This is a genomic window from Pseudomonas sp. C9-3 (genome assembly GCF_032392015.1).
GTDB lineage: Bacteria > Pseudomonadota > Gammaproteobacteria > Pseudomonadales > Pseudomonadaceae > Pseudomonas > Pseudomonas nitroreducens.
Genome location: NZ_CP135919.1, coordinates 2,812,616 through 2,830,817 on the forward strand (window position 1 = coordinate 2,812,616; position 18,202 = coordinate 2,830,817).

The following is an 18,202-nucleotide window of genomic DNA, read 5'->3' on the forward strand; positions in this document are numbered from 1 at the left end:
TGTGCCGGGCGTTTTTGTTTCAAGGACTTAGATATGAATCCTGCTATTCCTCTTCAGCTTTTGGGCGGCATCAGCGCCGAAGAATTCCTCCGCGACTACTGGCAGAAGAAGCCCCTACTGGTGCGCCAGGCCATCCCGGATTTCAAGAGCCCGCTCGACCCTGACGAACTGGCCGGCCTCGCCCTGGAAGAGATGATCGAGTCGCGCATCGTCGTCGAGCACGGCGACAGCCCCTGGGAACTGCGCCGCGGCCCGTTCCAGGAAGACACCTTCAGCCAGATGCCCGAGCGCGACTGGACCCTGCTGGTGCAGGCTGTCGACCAGTTCATCCCGGAAGTCGCGGAGCTGCTGGAACACTTCAAGTTCCTGCCCAGCTGGCGTATCGACGACGTGATGATCAGCTATGCCGCACCGGGCGGCGGAGTTGGCCCGCACTTCGACAACTACGACGTGTTCCTGCTGCAGGGCCACGGCCACCGTCGCTGGAAAGTTGGCCAGACCTGCGACGCCAGCAGCCCGATGCTGCCGCACGCCGACCTGCGCATCCTCGCCGAATTCGAAGAAAGCGCCGAATGGGTCCTGGAGCCCGGCGACATGCTCTATCTGCCGCCGCGCGTCGCCCACTACGGCATCGCCGAAGACGACTGCATGACCTACTCGGTCGGCTTCCGCGCCCCCAGCGCCGCCGAAGTGCTGACCCACTTCACCGACTTCCTCGCCCAGTTCCTTTCCGACGAAGAGCGTTACAGCGACGCCGGCATGGCCGCGATGAAAGGTGATTTCGACCAGCACCAGATCCAGCGCGACGCCCTCGACCGCCTGAAGAACCTGCTGCAGGAACACATGAGCGACGAGCGCCTGCTGCTTACCTGGTTCGGCCAGTTCATGACCGAGCCGCGCTACCCGGAACTGGTGGCCGGCGAGGAGATCGAGGAAGCCGACCTGACCGCCGCCATCGAAGACGGCGAGGTCCTGATTCGCAACCCCAGCGCCCGCATGGCCTGGAGCGAAGTGGACGTCGGCCTGCTGCTATTCGCCAGCGGCCAGACCGTGGTGCTGCCGGAAAAACTGCGCGACCTGCTCAAGCTGGTGTGCTCGGCGGAATCGCTGCACGAAGGGAATCTCGGCCAATGGCTGGCCGACGACGATGGGCGTAAGCTCATCGGAGAACTGATCAAACAGGGCAGTCTGGAGTTTGCCGATGAGTAGCAAGATCAGGGTTCGCGTCGCGGACTGGCAGAAGGATAATGCCGACCTGCGGCGCATTCGCGAGGCGGTGTTCATCGCCGAGCAATCGGTCCCGCCGGAACTCGAATGGGACGCCGAGGATGTCGAAGCCGTGCACTTCCTGGCCTTCGAAGGCGACTACGCCATCGGTACCGCCCGACTCCTGCCGGACGGGCATATCGGCCGGGTATCGGTGCTCAAGGACTGGCGCGGCCTGAAGGTGGGCGACCTGCTGATGCGCGCCGCCATCGAGCAGGCCGAAAGCCAGGGGCTGAAACGCCAGCTGCTGACGGCACAGGTCTACGCCATTCCTTTCTACGAACGGCTAGGCTTCCAGGTAGCCAGCGGTGAATTCCTCGACGCCGGCCTCCCCCACGTGGACATGGTGCGCGAAAGCGCCTGAGCACTTGCCAGGCAAGTGCCTGACAGAAAGGAGCGACATGGAAAACGCCCCGGACCAAGACGACCTGCCGGTAGAACTGCCGGACATCGAGTTTCAGTCACCGGGGCGTTTTGCCGACCACAACCCGCCCAGCGAAGCGCTGCCGCCCGAAGTGCTGGAGCCAGCGCCCTTTCGCCTCGGCGAAAGTGATCAGTTGCACCGATTCAGCAAGCCGGACGACGCCCGCGCGCACGCCCTGGCGCTGATCCAGCAGGCACGCCGCACGCTTTATCTCTATACGCCCGACCTGGAGCCCTGGCTGTACCATCACAGCAGCATCCAGGAGGCCTGCACGCAACTACTGCTGGGCAATCAGCGCAACCGCCTGATGATCCTGGTGCGCGACAGTACGCGCGCCGTGAAGGAAGGCCATCGCCTGCTCAACCTCAGCCGGCGCCTGTCCAGCTACTGCCAGATCCGCCGGATCAATCCTGATTACCCGAGCGAGGAGCACGCCTTCCTGCTCGCCGACCATTGCGGCCTGCTGCTGCGCCCGGAGCCAGGCGAGTACGCGGGCTACGCGCACTACAACAACAGCGGGCGCGTCCGCCAATTGATCGCGCAATTCGAACAGACCTGGAACACCAGCGTCCTCGACCCGAACCTGCGGAGTTTCCTGATTTGAGCCTACGCCCACTTGCCCTGATGCTTGCCTGTGCCTTCAGCCTCAGCGCTGTCGCGGCGCCGCGCACCGAGATCATCCCGCTCAACTACCGCACCGCCGAAGACGTGCTGCCGGTGGCACAGCAGGTACTAGGCAACGAAGGCCGAGTCACCGCCTACGGCAACCAACTGGTCGTGAATGCCGAACTGGCAAAGATCCGCGAACTCCAGCAGGTGCTCGAACAACTGGATACCCGCCCACACCAACTACTGATCAGCCTCGACACCGTCGACGGTAGCCAGGGCAGCCAGAGCGGCTACTCGGTGAATGGATCGGTCAGCGCCGGCAATGTGGAGATCCAGTCCGGCCGCGGTGAAGTGAACGGCCGAGACCAGGTGCGCATCATCAACCGCTCCACCAGCAGCCGCGGCGGTGGCACCCAGCAGGTGCGCGTCACTGAGGGCTCGCCCGCCTTCATCCAGGTCGGCCAGAGCCAGCCGGTGACCAACGCCGGTGTAGGCCCCTACGGCCAGGTCTACAGCCAGACCGAGTACCGCGACGCCAACCAGGGCATGTACGTGACCGCGAGCCTCTCGGGGAACCTCGTGCACATTACCCTGAGCACCCGCAACGACCGCTTCAACGGCAACTACCAGGGATCGATGAACACCAGCTCGGCCGACACCCAGGTCAGCGGTCCGATTGGCCAGTGGATCGAAATCGGCGGCGTCAGCGAAAGCAACCAGAGCACCCAGGGCGGCTACACCCGCCAGTACAGCACCCAGGGGCGCAGCGACAGCAGTCTGCGGGTGAAGGTCGAAGTGCTCGACTAATCCTTCCGTAGGTGACCTGCCAGTCCTCGTTAGACCTTCGTGTAGTAGTCCAAAAAAAACACTACAAAACGTTTGACGAACGCTCGTTTGAAAGTGCATGATGGCCTCGCTCCCGCTAACCAGAGGGCCTCAAAGCCCTCCGGATCGTGCCAACGGCCTACCCGTCGCGCCGGTTCGTGTTGTTAAGCCCACAAGGCGGATCGACGAGGTTGCGACTGGCAAGAGGTTGTCCTGAGGGACGGGGAAGCAAGCCTAAGCAACAGCACGAAGTGACGGATTCAGCCGTCCACCATTGCCCAACGGCTGCCACGAGCCGGCAAGCGATTCTGGATGTCACCGCTGCAGTCACGAGTCTGTACGCCGCGCCACCCCACTCCTCCAGCGTCATTCCTTCTTTCGGTCGCCCCTTCGCCCTCCCGCGGCGAGCAACCCGCAGCCAATTCCGTTTCGATACAGGTTTTGAGTGGGTAAGTCGGTGCTCAACCAAACACATACTTTGAAGGATTGACCATGTCCGCATATCAAAACGACATCAAAGCCGTTGCCGCTCTGAAAGAGAAAACCGGTAACAGCTGGAGCGCTATCAACCCCGAGTCGGTTGCCCGTATGCGCGCTCAGAACCGCTTCAAGACTGGTCTGGACATCGCCAAGTACACTGCGGCCATCATGCGCAAGGACATGGCCGAGTATGACGCCGACACCTCCGTCTACACCCAGTCCCTGGGTTGCTGGCACGGCTTCATCGGTCAGCAGAAGCTGATCTCGATCAAGAAGCACCTGAAGACCACCAACAAGCGCTACCTCTACCTGTCCGGCTGGATGGTTGCCGCGCTGCGTTCCGACTTCGGCCCGCTGCCCGACCAGTCCATGCACGAAAAAACCGCCGTCTCCGGCCTGATCGAAGAGCTCTACACCTTCCTGCGCCAGGCTGACGCCCGCGAACTGGACCTGCTCTTCACCGCCCTGGACAGCGCCCGCGCCGCCGGCGACAAAGCCAAGCAGGACGAAATCCAGGCTCAGATCGATGGCTACGAAACCCACGTAGTACCGATCATCGCCGACATCGACGCCGGCTTCGGCAACCCGGAAGCTACCTACCTGCTGGCCAAGAAAATGATCGAAGCCGGTGCCTGCTGCATCCAGATCGAGAACCAGGTTTCCGACGAGAAGCAGTGCGGCCACCAGGACGGCAAAGTGACCGTTCCGCACGAAGACTTCCTCGCCAAGATCAACGCTGTTCGCTACGCGTTCCTCGAGCTGGGCGTTGACGACGGCGTGATCGTTGCCCGTACCGACTCCCTGGGCGCCGGCCTGACCAAGCAGATCGCCGTGACCAAAGAGCCGGGCGACCTGGGCGACCAGTACAACTCCTTCCTGGATTGCGAAGAAGTTTCCGCTGCCGAACTGCAGAACGGTGACGTGGTGATCAACCGCGGCGGCAAACTGCTGCGTCCGAAGCGCCTGGCTTCCAACCTGTTCCAGTTCCGCAAGGGCACCGGCGAAGACCGTTGCGTCCTCGACTGCATCACCTCGCTGCAGAACGGCGCTGATCTGCTGTGGATCGAAACCGAGAAGCCGCACGTTGGCCAGATCAAGGGCATGGTTGACCGCATCCGCCAAGTCATCCCGAACGCCAAGCTGGTGTACAACAACAGCCCGTCGTTCAACTGGACCCTGAACTTCCGCCAGCAGGTCTTCGACGCGTTCGTTGCCGAAGGCAAGGACGTTTCCGCCTACGACCGCGCCAAGCTGATGAGCGTCGAGTACGACGAGACCGAGCTGGCCCAGGTTGCTGACGAGAAGATCCGTACCTTCCAGCGCGATGGCTCCGCCCACGCCGGCATCTTCCACCACCTGATCACCCTGCCGACCTACCACACCGCCGCTCTGTCGACCGACAACCTGGCCAAAGGCTACTTCGCCGACCAGGGCATGCTGGCCTACGTGAAAGGCGTTCAGCGTCAGGAACTGCGTCAGGGTATCGCCTGCGTCAAGCACCAGAACATGGCTGGCTCGGACATCGGCGACAACCACAAAGAGTACTTCGCTGGCGAAGCCGCTCTGAAAGCCTCGGGTAAAGACAACACCATGAACCAGTTCCACTAAGAACTGGCTCACCGGCCCTTCGGGGCCGGGAGGCACCGCAAAACCCCGGCACTCGCCGGGGTTTTGCTTTTTGTGCTTGGCCGAACCGCCAGCCGCCCGCTCCCCGCCCGCCAAGGGCAGATCAGCATTCACGTGCCAGCCTCGGGCCTCCTCCATATGATTGGAAACGCCCATGTCCCAGCGCAACCGCCTCGCCCTCGCCGCCCATCTCATCCAGCGCCTGCCGCGCCGTCTTCACGAGTCGCTGCTCAGCCGCCTGTTCTGCTCCCAGGTACGCTTTGCCGGCACCGCGGGCATACGCATCCAGAAGCTCTCCAGCGATGAAGTACGGATGAGCCTGGCCAACCACCGCCGAGCCCGCAACCACATCGGCGGCGTACATGCCGCCGCCATGGCGCTGCTGGCCGAATCCGCCAGCGGTTGCCTGGTCGGCATGAATCTGCCCGATCACAAGCTGCCGCTGATCAAGACCCTCAGGATGGATTACCTGCGCCGGGCCCGCGGCAGCCTGCGCGCTATCGCCACACTGGCGCCTGAGCAGCGCCGTGCGATGCTGGAGCAAGACAAGGGGGAAGCACTGATCCAGGTGACGCTTCTGGACGACTCCGGCGCAGAGCCGGTGCGCTGCGAGATGCACTGGGCGTGGATTCGGAAGGGAAATTGAACCACCCCGAACGAGGGGCGCCAAAGGGAACTGCCAGGGGATAATTGAATGCCGAGAATTGAGCGAAATAAAAGCGCCGCCGCTTATATGTAGTAAAGTTACGGATATACGACACTGCAAATGATAATACTTATCATTTATAGATTGGCAATTTATTGCGGCCAAATACCTCGAAAGTACTATTCGACCAAAGCCCAAGTGCCGCCACACTAAGCGCCCAGAGCCGCGCAAACAGGGCGCTACGGGAAATGCAAAAGGCTTTTGCCCGAATTAGAAGCATCTGTTTGTGTTGGAAAAATTTACTTGCTGAAGGCTTTGGGCATAAAATTGGAAAGATGACCTGAACCCTTAGCTCACTATCCTTGAGTTGTCGGGTTCGCAGTAGTCAGGCGTTGCGCCTGGAACCCAAGACAATCGTTATTTGTAGGAAGGAGTATCGGCATGCCCAATCCAGCTGAACTTGCAGCTCAACACTGGGGACTCGCCGCCTTCCTTTTAGGAGTGCTGGGCCTGCTCGGCTTCATGCTAGGGGTTTCCAGCCTGCTTGGCAGTAAGGCATTTGGTCGCAGCAAGAACGAACCGTTCGAATCCGGGATCGTTCCTACCGGCAGCGCACGCCTGCGTCTGTCGGCAAAATTCTATCTGGTCGCGATGCTCTTCGTGATCTTCGACGTCGAAGCCCTCTTCCTTTTCGCCTGGTCAGTGTCCGTCCGTGAAAGCGGCTGGGCCGGTCTGATCGAGGCAACCATTTTCATAGCAATTCTGTTGGCAGGTCTTGTCTACCTGTGGCGTATCGGCGCGCTCGATTGGGCGCCGGCGGCACGTCGCGCACGGCAGGCGAAGCTAAAACAATGAGGCTTTGGCGATGCAATACAAACTTACCCGGATCGATCCGGATGCGCCCAATGATCAGTACCCGATCGGCGAACGCGAAACGGTAGAAGACCCGCTCATCGAAGGGCAGGTCCACAAGAACATCTTCATGGGCAAGCTCGAGGATGTTCTCAACGGTGCGGTGAACTGGGGTCGCAAGAACTCCCTGTGGCCGTACAACTTCGGGCTGTCCTGCTGCTACGTGGAGATGACCACGGCGTTCACCGCGCCGCACGACATCGCCCGTTTCGGCGCCGAAGTGATCCGTGCATCGCCGCGCCAGGCTGACTTCATGGTCATCGCCGGCACCTGCTTCATCAAGATGGCTCCGGTCATCCAGCGCCTGTACGAACAGATGCTGGAACCCAAGTGGGTGATCTCGATGGGGTCGTGCGCCAACTCCGGCGGCATGTACGACATCTACTCGGTCGTTCAGGGGGTCGACAAGTTCCTCCCCGTGGACGTGTACATCCCCGGCTGCCCGCCCCGTCCGGAGGCGTTCCTGCAAGGCCTGATGCTGCTGCAGGAATCCATCGGCCAGGAGCGTCGTCCGTTGTCCTGGGTTGTAGGCGATCAAGGCGTCTATCGCGCCGACATGCCTGCCCAGAAGGATCTCAAGCGCGAACAGCGCATTGCGGTCACCAACCTGCGCAGCCCCGACGAAGTGTGATCCGGCCCTCCACGAGAGGCCCGTTTTCACTCCACCGTTGACCGAGTGACTTAAAGACTATGAATGCAGACTCCGCTCTGTACATCCCGCCTTACAAGGCAGACGACCAAGATATCGTCGTCGAACTGAATTCCCGCTTTGGCGCCGAGACCTTCACCGTCCAGGCCACCCGCACCGGCATGCCGGTGCTCTGGGTCGCCCGTGAGCGCCTGATCGACGTCCTCACCTTCCTGCGCAATGTGCCCAAGCCGTACGTCATGCTCTATGACCTGCACGGCGTGGACGAGCGCCTGCGCACCCACCGTCGCGGCCTGCCGGGCGCCGATTTCAGCGTGTTCTACCACCTGATGTCGCTCGAGCGTAACAGTGACGTGATGATCAAGGTGGCCCTCTCCGAAGGCGACCTGAACGTACCGACCGCCACCCGTATCTGGCCGAACGCCAACTGGTACGAGCGTGAGGTCTGGGACATGTACGGGATCACCTTCAATGGTCACCCGCACCTGACCCGCATGCTGATGCCGCCGACCTGGGAAGGTCACCCGCTGCGCAAGGACTACCCGGCGCGCGCCACCGAGTTCGATCCCTACGCGCTGTCCGCCGCCAAGCAGGACCTCGAGCAGGAAGCCCTGCGCTTCAAGCCCGAAGACTGGGGCATGAAGCGCCACGGCGAGAACGAGGACTTCATGTTCCTCAACCTCGGCCCGAACCACCCGTCCGCCCACGGTGCGTTCCGCATCATCCTGCAGCTGGACGGTGAAGAGATCCTCGATTGCGTTCCGGAGATCGGCTACCACCACCGTGGCGCCGAGAAGATGGCCGAGCGTCAGTCCTGGCACAGCTTCATTCCGTACACCGACCGTATCGACTACCTCGGCGGCGTGATGAACAACCTGCCGTACGTGCTCTCGGTCGAGAAGCTCGCCGGCATCAAGGTGCCGCAGCGCGTCGACGTCATCCGCATCATGATGTCGGAGTTCTTCCGCATCCTGAACCACCTCCTCTACCTGGGCACCTACATCCAGGACGTGGGTGCGATGACCCCGGTGTTCTTCACCTTCACCGACCGCCAGCGCGCCTACAAGGTCGTCGAAGCCATCACCGGCTTCCGCCTGCACCCGGCCTGGTACCGCATCGGCGGCGTCGCCCACGACCTGCCGCGCGGCTGGGACAAGCTGGTCCGCGAATTCCTCGACTGGATGCCCAAGCGTCTGGACGAGTACGAAACCGCTGCCCTGAAGAACAGTATCCTGCGTGGCCGTACCATCGGCGTTGCCCAGTACAACACCAAGGAAGCGCTGGAATGGGGTACCACCGGTGCCGGCCTGCGTGCCACCGGCTGTGATTTCGACCTGCGTAAAGCCCGCCCCTACTCCGGCTACGAGAACTTCGAGTTCGAAGTGCCGCTGGCGGCCAACGGCGACGCCTACGACCGCTGTATGGTCAAGATGGGTGAGATGCGCCAGAGCCTGCGCATCATCGAGCAGTGCCTGAAGAACATGCCCGAAGGCCCGTACAAGGCGGATCACCCGCTGACCACGCCGCCGCCCAAAGAGCGCACGCTGCAGCACATCGAAACCCTGATCACCCACTTCCTGCAGGTTTCCTGGGGCCCGGTCATGCCGGCCAACGAAGCCTTCCAGATGGTGGAAGCGACCAAGGGCATCAACAGCTACTACCTGACGAGCGATGGCAGCACCATGAGCTACCGGACCCGTATCCGGACGCCCAGCTTCCCGCACCTGCAGCAGATTCCGTCGGTGATCAACGGCAGCATGATTGCTGACCTGATCGCCTATCTGGGCAGTATCGACTTCGTTATGGCCGACGTGGACCGCTGATCATGAGTACCCTTATCCAGACTGATCGTTTCGAACTCAGCGAAACCGAGCGCTCGGCCATCGAGCACGAAATGCATCACTACGAGGACTCCCGCGCGGCGTCCATCGAAGCCCTGAAGATCGTCCAGAAGCAGCGCGGCTGGGTACCGGACGGCGCCATCCCGGCGATCGCCGACATCCTCGGCATCCCGGACAGCGACGTCGAAGGAGTGGCTACCTTCTATAGCCAGATCTTCCGCCAGCCGGTCGGCCGCCACATCATCCGCGTCTGCGACAGCATGGTCTGCTACATCGGCGGCCACGAGTCCGTGGTCGGCGAGATCCAGAAGCAACTGGGCATCGGCCTCGGCCAGACCACCGCCGACGGCCGCTTCACCCTGCTGCCAGTGTGCTGCCTGGGCAACTGCGACAAGGCCCCGGCGATGATGATCGACGACGACACCTTCGGCGACCTGCGTCCCGACGGCGTCGCCAAACTGCTGGAGGCCTACGCATGAGTCGCCTCACCTCCTACGGCACGCCCAACCGCACCGCGCGCGCGGCCGAAACCCATCCGCTGACCTGGCGCCTGCGTGACGACGGCGCCCCGGTCTGGCTGGAGGAGTACCAGTCGAAGAATGGCTATGCCGCCGCGCGCAAGGCGCTGGCCGAGATGGCCACCGACGACATCGTCCAGACCGTCAAGGACTCCGGCCTCAAGGGCCGCGGCGGTGCGGGCTTCCCCACCGGCGTGAAGTGGGGCCTGATGCCCAAGGACGAATCCCTCAACATCCGCTACCTGCTGTGCAACGCGGACGAGATGGAGCCCAACACCTGGAAGGACCGCATGCTCATGGAGCAGCTGCCGCACCTGCTGGTGGAAGGCATGCTGATCTCCGCGCGCGCCCTCAAGGCCTACCGCGGCTATATCTTCCTGCGCGGCGAGTATGTCGACGCCGCCCGCAACCTGAATCGCGCCATCGAGGAAGCCAAGGCCGCCGGCCTGCTGGGCAAGAACATCCTCGGCAGCGGCTTCGATTTCGAGCTGTTCGTCCACACCGGCGCCGGCCGCTACATCTGTGGCGAAGAGACCGCGCTGATCAACTCGCTGGAAGGCCGCCGTGCCAACCCGCGCTCCAAGCCGCCCTTCCCCGCCGCTGTTGGCGTCTGGGGCAAGCCGACCTGCGTGAACAACGTCGAGACCCTGTGCAACGTGCCGGCGATCGTCGAGCACGGCGTCGACTGGTACAAGGGCCTGGCCCGTCCGGGCAGCGAGGACATGGGCACCAAGCTCATGGGCTTCTCCGGCAAGGTGAAGAACCCCGGTATCTGGGAACTGCCCTTCGGCCTCCCGGCCCGCGAGCTGTTCGAGGACTACGCTGGCGGCATGCGCGACGGTTACAAGCTCAAAGCCTGGCAGCCGGGCGGCGCCGGTACCGGCTTCCTGCTGCCGGAACACCTGGACGCCCTGTTCTACGCCGGCGGCGTCGCCAAGGTCGGCACCCGTATGGGTACTGGCCTGGCCATGGCGGTGGACGACAGCGTCAACATGGTTTCCCTGCTGCGCAACATGGAAGAGTTCTTCGCCCGCGAATCGTGCGGCTGGTGCACTCCGTGCCGCGACGGCCTGCCGTGGAGCGTGAAAGTTCTACGCGCGCTGGAGAAAGGCGAAGGCGCCCAGGGCGACTTGGAAACCCTCGAGCAGCTCGTCAACTTCCTCGGCCCAGGCAAGACCTTCTGTGCCCACGCACCGGGTGCCGTCGAGCCGCTGGGCAGCGCACTGAAGTATTTCCGTCCCGAGTTCGAAGCGGGCATTTCCCGCCAGGCTCAGGCCGTACAAGCACCGCAGACCGTCGGCGCTTGATGCTTTGATCGCCGGGCGCTGCGCCCGGCGTTGTTTCGTTGCAGTGCCGCGGCGTGCCGCCGGCCCGATGAAACCGTGATTTCTATTAGCCACGCCCGCTGACAACGGGCCAACGAAGACTTAGACCCATGGCCACGATCCACGTAGACGGCAAGACGTTAGAAGTCGACGGAGCGGACAACCTGTTGCAGGCCTGCCTCTCCCTCGGTCTCGACATCCCCTACTTCTGCTGGCACCCGGCGCTCGGAAGCGTCGGCGCATGCCGCCAGTGCGCGGTCAAGCAGTACACCGACGAGAACGACAAACGCGGTCGTCTCGTCATGTCCTGCATGACTCCCGCCACCGACAACACCTGGATTTCCATCGAGGACGAAGAGGCCAAGCAGTTCCGCGCCAGCGTCGTCGAATGGCTGATGACCAACCACCCGCACGACTGCCCGGTCTGCGAGGAAGGCGGTCACTGCCACCTGCAGGACATGACGGTGATGACCGGCCACAACCAGCGCCGGTACCGCTTCACCAAGCGCACCCACCAGAACCAGGAGCTCGGCCCGTTCATCGCCCACGAGATGAACCGCTGCATCGCCTGCTACCGCTGCGTCCGTTACTACAAGGACTACGCCGGCGGCACCGACCTGGGCGTCTACGGCGCGCACGACAACGTCTACTTCGGCCGGATCGAGGACGGTGTGCTGGAGAGCGAATTCTCCGGCAACCTGACCGAGGTCTGCCCGACCGGCGTGTTCACCGACAAGACCCACTCCGAGCGCTACAACCGCAAGTGGGACATGCAGTTCGCCCCGAGCATCTGCCATGGCTGCTCCAGCGGCTGCAACATCAGCCCCGGCGAGCGCTACGGTGAAATCCGCCGCATCGAGAACCGCTACAACGGCTCGGTGAACCACTACTTCCTGTGCGACCGCGGCCGTTTCGGCTACGGCTACGTCAACCGCGAAGACCGCCCGCGTCAGCCGCAGCTGGTGCTGAGCAAGCAGAAGCTCTCGCTGGACGGCGCCCTCGACCAGACCGCCGCCCTGCTCAAGGGTCGCAAGGTCATCGGTATCGGTTCGCCGCGTGCCAGCCTGGAAAGCAACTACGCCCTGGCCGAGCTGGTCGGCGCGCAGAACTATTACAGCGGCATCTCCGCCGATGAGCTGCAACGCCTGCAACTGGTGCTGAAGGTCATGCAGGACGGCCCGCTGCCGGTGCCGACCATCCGTGACATCGAAGACCACGACGCGGTATTCGTGCTCGGCGAAGACCTGACCCAGACCGCTGCCCGTATCGCCCTGGCCCTGCGCCAGTCGGTGAAAGGCAAGGGCGAGGACATGGCCGCCGCGATGAAGATCCAGCCGTGGCTCGACGCCGCGGTGAAGACCATCGCCCAGCACGAGATGAACCCGCTGTTCATCGCCAGCCTGGATGAAACCCGCCTGGACGACGTCGCCGCCGAGTGCGTGCACGCTGCTACCGAAGACCTGGCTCGCCTGGGCTTTGCCGTGGCCCACGCCATCGATCCGAGCGCCCCGGCCGTGGCCGGCCTCGATGCCGAAGCCGCCGCCCTGGCCCAGCGCATCGCCGATGCACTGGTTGCCGCCAAGCGTCCGCTGGTCATCTCCGGCACCTCGCTGGGCTGCAACGCCCTGATCGAGGCCGCCGCCAACATCGCCAGCGCGCTGAAGAACCGCGAGAAGAACGGCTCGCTGAGCCTGGTCGTCCCGGAAGCCAACAGCCTGGGCCTGGCCCTCTTCGGTGGTGAGTCCGTCGAAGCCGCCCTCGAGCAGTTGACCTCTGGCGCCGCCGATGCCGTGGTGATCCTGGAGAACGACCTGTACCGCCGCGCCGACGCCGCTGTTGTCGACGCCGCCCTGGCCGCCGCCAAGATCGTCGTGGTTGCCGACCACCAGCAGACCGCCACCAGCGCCAAGGCCACCGTCCTGCTGCCGGCCGCCAGCTTCGCCGAAGGCGATGGCACCCTGGTCAGCCAGGAAGGCCGCGCCCAGCGTTTCTTCCAGGTCTACGATCCGACCTACTACAACGCCGACAACCTGGTCCGCGAAGGCTGGCGCTGGCTGCACGCCCTGCACAGCACTCTCGAAGGCAAGCGCGTCGACTGGACCCAGCTGGACCACGTGATCGACGCCGTCGTCGCCGCCAAGCCGCAACTGGCCGGCATCCGCGAAGCCGCGCCGAACGCCGCGTTCCGCATCAAGGGCCTGAAGCTGGCGCGCGAGCCGCACCGCTACTCCGGCCGTACCGCCATGCGCGCCAACATCAATGTCAGCGAGCCGCGTCAGCCGCAGGACATCGACTCCGCCTTCGCCTTCTCCATGGAAGGCTACTCCGGCAGCGCCGAACCGCGTCAGCAGATTCCGTTTGCCTGGTCCCCGGGCTGGAACTCCCCGCAGGCCTGGAACAAGTTCCAGGACGAAGTCGGCGGCCACCTGCGCGCCGGCGATCCGGGCGTACGCCTGATCGAAGCCAAGGGCGAAGCCCTGTGGTTCAGCGAGATTCCTGCGCCGTTCCACACTGCCGCCAGCCAGTTCAAGGTGGTGCCCTTCTATCACCTGTTCGGCAGCGAGGAGAATTCCGCCAAGGCCGCCCCGGTGCAGGAGCGCATCCCGCAGACCTACGTCACCCTGGCCAAGTTCGAGGCTGACCGTCTGGGCGTCAATGAAGGCGCGATCATCCGCCTGACCGTCAAGGGCCAGGAACTGCGCCTGCCGCTGCGCGTGAGCGAAGAGCTCGGCGCCGGTCTGGTCGCCCTGCCAGTCGGTCTGCAAGGCATTCCCGCCGGTGTCATCGGCGCTGTCGCTGATGGTCTGCAGGAGGCTGCGCAATGAGCTTGATGAGCATGAGCTGGCTGACACCCGCCATCGTCGACATCCTGATCGAGGTCATCAAGGCCATCGTCATCCTGCTCGCCGTGGTCGTCTGCGGCGCGCTGCTCAGTTGGGTCGAGCGTCGTCTGCTCGGCCTCTGGCAGGACCGCTACGGTCCGAACCGGGTCGGCCCCTTCGGTGCCTTCCAGCTCGGCGCCGACATGCTGAAGATGTTCTTCAAGGAAGACTGGACCCCGCCGTTCGCCGACAAGATGATCTTCACCCTCGCCCCCATGATCGCCATGGGTGCGCTGCTGGTCGCCTTCGTCGTCATCCCGATCACCCCGACCTGGGGTGTGGCGGACCTGAACATCGGCATCCTGTTCTTCTTCGCCATGGCTGGCCTGACCGTGTACGCGGTGCTGTTCGCCGGCTGGTCGAGCAACAACAAGTTCGCCCTGCTCGGCAGCCTGCGCGCCTCGGCCCAGACCATCTCCTACGAGGTCTTCCTGGCCCTGTCGCTGATGGGCATCGTGGCCCAGGTCGGTTCGTTCAGCCTGCGCGACATCGTCGATTACCAGGCCGAGCACATGTGGTTCATCATTCCGCAGTTCTTCGGTTTCATGACCTTCTTCGTCGCCGGCGTCGCCGTGACTCACCGTCACCCGTTCGACCAGCCCGAAGCCGAGCAGGAACTGGCAGACGGTTACCACATCGAGTACGCCGGCATGAAGTGGGGCATGTTCTTCGTCGGTGAGTACATCGGCATCGTGCTGGTGTCCGCGCTGCTGGCGACGCTGTTCTTCGGTGGCTGGCACGGGCCCTTCGGCATCCTGCCGCAGATCCCGTTCATCTGGTTCGCCCTGAAAACCGGCTTCTTCATCATGATGTTCATCCTGCTGCGCGCGTCCATTCCGCGCCCGCGCTATGACCAGGTGATGGCCTTCAGCTGGAAGTTCTGCCTCCCGCTGACTCTGATCAACCTGCTGGTGACCGGCGCTGTCGTGCTGGCGACCCAGTAAGGAGCAAGACAATGATCAAATACATTTTCGAAGTCGTGCATGGCACCTACACCCAGCTTCGCAGCCTGGTGATGATCTTCGGCCATGCCTTCCGCAAGCGTGACACCCTGCAATACCCGGAAGAAGCCGTGTACCTGCCGCCGCGCTATCGCGGCCGCATCGTCCTCACCCGCGACCCCGATGGCGAGGAGCGCTGCGTTGCATGCAACCTCTGCGCCGTGGCCTGCCCGGTCGGCTGCATCTCCCTGCAGAAGGCCGAGACCGACGACGGTCGCTGGTACCCCGAGTTCTTCCGCATCAACTTCTCCCGCTGCATCTTCTGCGGCCTGTGCGAAGAAGCCTGCCCGACCACCGCGATCCAGCTGACGCCGGATTTCGAAATGGGCGAGTTCAAGCGCCAGGACCTGGTCTACGAGAAGGAAGACCTGCTGATCTCCGGCCCCGGCAAGAACCCGGACTACAACTTCTACCGCGTTGCCGGCATGGCCATCGCCGGCAAGCCGAAAGGCGCCGCGCAGAACGAAGCCGAACCGATCAACGTCAAGAGCCTGCTGCCGTAAGGAGACGTCGCGTGGAATTCGCTTTCTACTTCGCCGCCGGCGTCGCCGTGCTGGCAACCTTCCGGGTCATCACCAACAGCAACCCGGTGCATGCCCTGCTCTACCTCGTAATCTCGCTGCTGGCCATTTCGATGACCTTCTTCAGCCTCGGCGCCCCGTTCGCCGGCGCCCTGGAAATCATCGTCTATGCCGGCGCGATCATGGTGCTGTTCGTCTTCGTGGTGATGATGCTCAACCTCGGCCCGGCTATCGCCGAGCAGGAGCGCAAGTGGCTCAAGCCTGGGGTCTGGATCGGCCCGGGCGCGCTGGCCGCAGTCCTGCTGGTCGAACTGCTGTGGATGCTCTCGCGCACCCCGAGCGGCGCTGGCATCGGTCACACCACCGTGGACGCCAAGGCCGTGGGCATCAGCCTGTTCGGCCCGTACCTGCTGGTCGTCGAACTGGCCTCGATGCTGCTGCTGGCGGCACTGGTCGCCGCCTACCACCTCGGCCGCCACGAAGCGAAGGACTAACACCATGAATACAATTCCTCTCGAACACGGACTGGCGCTCGCCGGTGTGCTGTTCTGCTTCGGCCTGGTGGGCCTGATGGTACGACGCAACATCCTGTTCGTACTGATGAGCCTGGAAGTGATGATGAACGCCGCCGCGCTGGCCTTCGTGGTCGCCGGTAGCCGCTGGGCGCAGCCCGACGGCCAGGTGATGTTCATCCTGGTGCTCAGCCTGGCTGCGGCCGAGGCCAGCATCGGCCTGGCGATCCTGCTCCAGCTGTATCGCCGCTTCCATACCCTCGATATCGACGCTGCCAGCGAGATGCGCGGATGAACCTGCTGCCCCTTACTTTCCTGTTCCCTCTGGTCGGCTTCCTGCTGCTCTCGTTCTCCCGTGGCAAGTGGTCGGAAAATCTCTCGGCTCTGGTCGGTGTCGGCTCCGTGGGGCTCGCCGCCCTCTCCGCCTTCTGGGCGATCTGGAGCTTCCACAGCAACCCGCCCGAAGGTGGCGCCTACAGCCTGGTGCTGTGGCAATGGATGAGCGTTGGTGACTTCAAGACCAACTTCACCCTGTACCTGGACGGCCTGTCGGTCACCATGCTCGGCGTGGTCACCGGCGTCGGCTTCCTGATCCACCTGTTCGCCTCCTGGTACATGCGCGGTGAAACCGGTTACTCGCGCTTCTTCGCGTACACCAACCTGTTCATCGCCAGCATGCTGTTCCTGGTGCTGGGCGATAACCTGCTGTTCATGTACTTCGGCTGGGAAGGCGTGGGCCTCTGCTCCTACCTGCTGATCGGTTTCTATTACAACCACGTACCGAACGGCAATGCGGCACTGAAGGCCTTCATCGTGACCCGCGTGGGTGACGTGTTCTTCGCCATCGGCATGTTCATCCTGTTCCAGCACCTGGGCACGCTGAACATCCAGGAACTGCTGGTCCTGGCTCCGCAGCACTTCGCCAAGGGCGACCTGTGGATCAACCTGGCCACCCTGATGCTGCTCGGCGGCGCCGTCGGCAAGTCCGCCCAGCTGCCGCTGCAGACCTGGCTGGCCGACGCGATGGCCGGCCCGACTCCGGTCTCCGCGCTGATCCACGCCGCCACCATGGTGACCGCGGGCGTCTACCTGATCGCCCGCTGCCACGGCCTGTTCGAGCTGGCTCCGAACGTACTGGAGCTGGTCGGCATCATCGGCGCAGTGACCCTGGTCCTGGCCGGCTTTGCCGCCCTGGTGCAGACCGACATCAAGCGCATCCTCGCCTACTCGACCATGAGCCAGATCGGCTACATGTTCCTGGCCCTGGGCGTCGGCGCCTGGGGTGGCGCGATCTTCCACCTGATGACCCACGCCTTCTTCAAGGCCCTGCTGTTCCTTGCCTCCGGTGCGGTGATCGTTGCCTGCCACCACGAGCAGAACATCTTCAAGATGGGCGGCCTGTGGAAGAAGCTGCCGCTGGCCTATGCGAGCTTCGTGGTCGGTGGTGCGGCGCTGTCTGCCCTGCCCTTCCTGACCGCCGGCTTCTACTCCAAGGACGAGATCCTCTGGGAAGCCTTCGCCAGCGGTCACCAGAACCTGCTGATCGCCGGTCTGGTCGGCGCCTTCATGACCTCGCTGTACACCTTCCGTCTGATCTTCATCGCCTTCCACGGCGAAGCGAAGACCGAAGCGCACGCTGGCCATGGCATCAGCCACTGGCTGCCGCTGGGTGTGCTGATCGTGCTCTCCACCTTCATCGGCGCGCTGATCACTCCGCCGCTGGCCGGCGTCCTGCCGGAAAGCGCCGGTCACGCCGGTGGTGAAGCCAAGCACAGCCTGGAAATCGCCTCGGGCGCCATCGCCATCGCCGGTATCCTGCTGGCGGGCCTGCTGTTCCTCGGCAAGCGCCGCTTCGTCAGCGCCGTCGCCCAGAGCGCACCGGGCCGCTTCTTCGGCACCTGGTGGTACCACGCCTGGGGCTTCGACTGGCTGTACGACAAGCTGTTCGTGAAACCCTACCTGCTGATCTGCCGCCTGCTGGCCGCGGACCCGATCGACAAGACCCTGGTCCTGGTCCCGCTCACCGCCCGCGGTGGCAACAAACTCCTCAGCCTCACCGAGAACGGCCGCCTGCGTTGGTACGCCGCTTCCCTGGTGGGTGGCGCCGCGCTGCTCCTCGGCGCGCTGCTGCTGGCTTAATGAATTCACGAAAGAGATTGAGCCCG

Annotated in this window: 17 protein-coding genes; all 17 read left to right on the forward strand. The window is 63.6% G+C overall.

Annotation, left to right across the window (positions count from 1 at the left end; genetic code table 11):
- The first annotated feature begins 33 nt into the window (after positions 1-33).
- The 17 genes from RS899_RS12705 (at position 34) to nuoL (ending at position 18,176) form a co-directional block, all read left to right on the forward strand.
- Positions 34-1,209, forward strand: coding sequence for a cupin domain-containing protein (locus RS899_RS12705; protein ID WP_315810115.1), 1,176 nt, complete (start codon positions 34-36; stop codon positions 1,207-1,209).
- On the forward strand, positions 1,202-1,630 hold the full coding sequence (locus RS899_RS12710) for a GNAT family N-acetyltransferase (RefSeq protein WP_054909440.1): 429 nt from the start codon (positions 1,202-1,204) through the stop codon (positions 1,628-1,630). Before RS899_RS12705 ends, RS899_RS12710 begins: the two co-directional genes overlap by 8 nt.
- 37 nt (positions 1,631-1,667) lie before the next feature.
- The gene (locus RS899_RS12715; protein ID WP_315810116.1) at positions 1,668-2,294 is read left to right on the forward strand and encodes a histone acetyltransferase HPA2; all 627 of its coding nucleotides are present in this window, start codon (positions 1,668-1,670) and stop codon (positions 2,292-2,294) included.
- 20 nt (positions 2,295-2,314) lie between these two features.
- The gene (locus RS899_RS12720; protein WP_233300272.1) at positions 2,315-3,106 is read left to right on the forward strand and encodes a secretin N-terminal domain-containing protein; all 792 of its coding nucleotides are present in this window, start codon (positions 2,315-2,317) and stop codon (positions 3,104-3,106) included.
- 510 nt (positions 3,107-3,616) lie between these two features.
- Positions 3,617-5,212 (forward strand): isocitrate lyase, encoded by a 1,596-nt coding sequence (locus tag RS899_RS12725; protein WP_054909443.1) that lies wholly within the window; start codon positions 3,617-3,619, stop codon positions 5,210-5,212.
- 172 nt (positions 5,213-5,384) lie between these two features.
- Positions 5,385-5,876, forward strand: a complete 492-nt coding sequence (locus RS899_RS12730; protein WP_233300266.1) for a DUF4442 domain-containing protein — start codon at positions 5,385-5,387, stop codon at positions 5,874-5,876.
- A 441-nt stretch (positions 5,877-6,317) separates the two neighbouring features.
- Entirely contained in the window at positions 6,318-6,731 is a 414-nt protein-coding gene (gene ndhC / locus RS899_RS12735) for an NADH-quinone oxidoreductase subunit A (RefSeq protein ID WP_015477476.1), read from the forward strand.
- A 10-nt stretch (positions 6,732-6,741) separates the two neighbouring features.
- Entirely contained in the window at positions 6,742-7,419 is a 678-nt protein-coding gene (locus tag RS899_RS12740; protein WP_045214755.1) for a NuoB/complex I 20 kDa subunit family protein, read from the forward strand.
- Positions 7,420-7,478: 59 nt separating this feature from the next.
- The gene (gene nuoC / locus RS899_RS12745) at positions 7,479-9,260 is read left to right on the forward strand and encodes an NADH-quinone oxidoreductase subunit C/D (protein ID WP_045214752.1); all 1,782 of its coding nucleotides are present in this window, start codon (positions 7,479-7,481) and stop codon (positions 9,258-9,260) included.
- Positions 9,257-9,757 carry an NADH-quinone oxidoreductase subunit NuoE gene (gene nuoE / locus RS899_RS12750; protein WP_169887231.1) on the forward strand — a complete coding sequence of 167 codons (501 nt, stop codon included), beginning with the start codon at positions 9,257-9,259 and terminating at the stop codon, positions 9,755-9,757. Before nuoC ends, nuoE begins: the two co-directional genes overlap by 4 nt.
- Positions 9,754-11,103 carry an NADH-quinone oxidoreductase subunit NuoF gene (gene nuoF, locus RS899_RS12755; RefSeq protein WP_169938593.1) on the forward strand — a complete coding sequence of 450 codons (1,350 nt, stop codon included), beginning with the start codon at positions 9,754-9,756 and terminating at the stop codon, positions 11,101-11,103. Before nuoE ends, nuoF begins: the two co-directional genes overlap by 4 nt.
- Before the next feature lie 128 nt (positions 11,104-11,231).
- Entirely contained in the window at positions 11,232-13,946 is a 2,715-nt protein-coding gene (gene nuoG, locus RS899_RS12760) for an NADH-quinone oxidoreductase subunit NuoG (protein ID WP_315810117.1), read from the forward strand.
- Between the two features lie 11 nt (positions 13,947-13,957).
- Positions 13,958-14,947 carry an NADH-quinone oxidoreductase subunit NuoH gene (gene nuoH / locus RS899_RS12765; RefSeq protein ID WP_054909469.1) on the forward strand — a complete coding sequence of 330 codons (990 nt, stop codon included), beginning with the start codon at positions 13,958-13,960 and terminating at the stop codon, positions 14,945-14,947.
- Positions 14,948-14,958: 11 nt separating this feature from the next.
- Positions 14,959-15,507 carry an NADH-quinone oxidoreductase subunit NuoI gene (nuoI, locus tag RS899_RS12770; protein ID WP_024765123.1) on the forward strand — a complete coding sequence of 183 codons (549 nt, stop codon included), beginning with the start codon at positions 14,959-14,961 and terminating at the stop codon, positions 15,505-15,507.
- An 11-nt stretch (positions 15,508-15,518) separates the two neighbouring features.
- Positions 15,519-16,019, forward strand: a complete 501-nt coding sequence (gene nuoJ, locus RS899_RS12775) for an NADH-quinone oxidoreductase subunit J (RefSeq protein ID WP_024765122.1) — start codon at positions 15,519-15,521, stop codon at positions 16,017-16,019.
- Between the two features lie 4 nt (positions 16,020-16,023).
- The gene (gene nuoK, locus RS899_RS12780) at positions 16,024-16,332 is read left to right on the forward strand and encodes an NADH-quinone oxidoreductase subunit NuoK (protein WP_024765121.1); all 309 of its coding nucleotides are present in this window, start codon (positions 16,024-16,026) and stop codon (positions 16,330-16,332) included.
- The gene (gene nuoL, locus RS899_RS12785; protein ID WP_054909447.1) at positions 16,329-18,176 is read left to right on the forward strand and encodes an NADH-quinone oxidoreductase subunit L; all 1,848 of its coding nucleotides are present in this window, start codon (positions 16,329-16,331) and stop codon (positions 18,174-18,176) included. Before nuoK ends, nuoL begins: the two co-directional genes overlap by 4 nt.
- Positions 18,177-18,202: the final 26 nt, after the last annotated feature.